The sequence below is a fragment of the Prevotella conceptionensis 9403948 genome (genome assembly GCF_000312305.1).
GTDB lineage: Bacteria > Bacteroidota > Bacteroidia > Bacteroidales > Bacteroidaceae > Prevotella > Prevotella conceptionensis.
In genome coordinates this window covers 446,803-449,602 of the sequence record NZ_HE999445.1, presented here as the reverse complement: position 1 = coordinate 449,602, position 2,800 = coordinate 446,803, and the positions used below count along the sequence as shown (strand labels likewise).

The following is a 2,800-nucleotide window of genomic DNA, read 5'->3' as shown; positions in this document are numbered from 1 at the left end:
CCAACACTGGTGGAGAACGACAGCCTGAACATCGAGCGGAGAATGTATTGGGACGAGGACAACCGCCTGATGGTTTTGTCGGACAACGGCAAGACCAGCCGATACACCTATAATGCCGCCGGCGAGCGTATCGTCAAGAGCCACGGCGACCTCGAAGGCGTATACGTAAATGGTGCACCGCAGGGAATCACGTTCCACGAAACGGAAGATTACACCATTTATCCTGCCCCGATTATCACCGTAACGAAGAACCGCTTTACCAAGCATTACTTCATCGGCGACAAACGCGTAGCAAGCAAACTTGGAACAGGCAAGTTCAGTAATGTCTACGGCATCAGCGGCAACAACGTTACGGCAGGCCAGAAAGACTATGCCGCCCGCATGATGCAGATAGAGAAACAGCGCGAGGAGTATTACAAGTCCTTAGGCACACCTCCTGGTGTTCCTACGATGAAGGGTGCAACGGCCGATCCCGACAACACCGGCTATGGCTACAACACCATCATCGGGGAGTTGGGCGACCACTCTGTGCCCGAAGGTTGGGTGCAACGACCGAAGTTCAACAAGAAAGGAGATGTTCCTGGCCCACCCATTCAATGGCAGAAACCCGAAGACCCTGACAATGCGCAGCCTGGGTATGGCTATGTCCCTGCCGACACCACCAGCACCGAGGAAATCTTCTTCTATCATAGTGACCACCTCGGCAGCACCTCTTACATCACCGACGCCAAGGCCAACATCACCCAGTTCGATGCTTATCTGCCTTATGGCGAACTGCTCGTGGACGAACATTCTTCGTCCGAGGAAATGCCGTACAAGTTCAACGGCAAGGAACTCGACCAAGAGACAGGATTGTATTATTACGGGGCGAGGTATATGAACCCTGTTACGAGTCTGTGGTATGGGGTGGATGCTCTGACAGAGAAATATCCCTCCATCGGTGGATATGTTTATTGTGCAGGGAATCCGGTGAAACTGATAGATCCCGATGGAGAGAAATTAGTACTAGCAGGAAATCGCCAAGAACGAATGAAAGTTCTAAAGTTCCTGCAAAAGCTAACAAATGATAACCTATTTGTCAATAGAAAGACAGGTGTGGTAACAATAGGTGGAAAAAGGTGGGATAATAGAAGTAAGAACCTGAAAACAGGGACATCCCTGCTAAGGGATGTAATTAACAATAAACATACCACAACCATTTATCAAAACACAGATGACGAAAGGTCTGCTATAGCATTAGAAAAGTGGGGAAGGAAAGAGTTTAAACATCCCACTGGTTCTCTACCGGGATCCGATGTCCAAATAGACATAGACTTGAGCCCAACAACAAATACTGTGCGGAATCCAAAAACAAACCGTTCTGAAAATGGTTATACGCCTGCAGAAATAACATTGGGGCATGAACTTATCCACAGTCTCAGATATATGGAAGGTATATCCACTTCGGAAAAAGAGGATTACAAATATACTGACGGAACATATCTTGTTACAGAAAAGAAACAGTCTGTAGAGGAGTTGCAAACCATAGGGTTGGGTCGGTATAGGAATAAGTATAAATACACAGAAAACATGTTGCGTAGAGAACATAATTTTCAACAGCGCTTATCACATATCTCAGATGATTAAATTTTTTCTAGCTATTCTATTTGTTGTTGTGACAGGGGGGTGCACCTCTCCCTTGTCTAAATTTAAGTGTGTCTATGACGTGTATGGTGATAGTACTGTTTATTATGAGATAACAATCAATGGAGACTATCTAAGGACTACTAAATATAAACATGTTTTACTGTCCAGCTTCGACAATTCAAAAAAGACGTGGCACACTCCGGTAGATAGTGTCTTTGAGGAAAAAGATAGTGTATTTCTAAATCGAGAATTACAGGATTCACTGATTTTTCATATAAAAAATGCGGTAAGGAATGAAAAAAGAATTACTTCTTACATCTCTACCAATACATCTAAAATAACGATGACTTGGAATAAACGAACTTATGAACTCCAATATCATAACATGAAACAACGTGGCTTGATTTCATTCCTAAAAAAACACTCTCCTATCCATATAAAATGACTGGTTTGTGCTGAAGTATGTTTATCGTGGCATGAGTATTGGAAAAACAGCATTTGGTCAGGAGATATATACTTCTGCACGGGATATCGGAAATATTGCTGCTGGTATTGTTGCTGCCAAAAATGGTATTCCATGGAGGGACGCATGAATTAACTTTGATGTATATCAAGGTGGAACAGGAGGTATTTCCACTCAGAATGCAGAATATTATGGTTGGAGTCAAACTTATACTCACATAAATTTTATAACATAGGAGTCTAATTTAAGAAATTCTGTGATTAGTTTTGTAAAAAGAGGATGGGCTGAATTTAAGAACTTATGGTAAAGAGAAGGTATGTTGTATTTGTGATATTCTTTTTGATGGTAATTTTGTCTGTCATAGTACGGTGTCGTCGTCATTCTGGTGTATATACTTATCACTGTAAAGAAATAGATTTCACTTTTCAAGTCTTAGAGAAGGATACATATGATGTCTTGGTTTTAGGAGATGGTGGTGATTCCATCTTTTACCAGGCACCATATAATGGTGGGTATTTGGGCATAGATTTTTTCTTATCTGTTGATTCTAATATTATATATTTAAGTCCTTATTTTCCTGTTATATATAATAAGGTTGAAAAGAAATATAAGATGCAATCAATAAAATCAACTTTTGAAGATGAAACTCCTTGTGCACCATATGTTAATGATAAATTTTGGAAATTTAGTGGAGGTTGTGATCAAGGAAGA

General features: G+C 41.3%; 3 protein-coding genes. All 3 read left to right on the top strand.

Annotated elements, in window-relative coordinates:
• The coding region (locus BN93_RS16640; protein ID WP_232211119.1) for an RHS repeat-associated core domain-containing protein at positions 1-1,626 on the top strand (1,626 nt) is incomplete at its 5' end.
• 452 nt (positions 1,627-2,078) lie between these two features.
• Positions 2,079-2,219 (top strand): hypothetical protein, encoded by a 141-nt coding sequence (locus BN93_RS17445; RefSeq protein ID WP_157462709.1) that lies wholly within the window; start codon positions 2,079-2,081, stop codon positions 2,217-2,219.
• Between the two features lie 170 nt (positions 2,220-2,389).
• Positions 2,390-2,800, top strand: a 411-nt coding sequence (locus BN93_RS17910; protein WP_044259941.1) for a hypothetical protein, incomplete at its 3' end; no start/stop codon positions are given.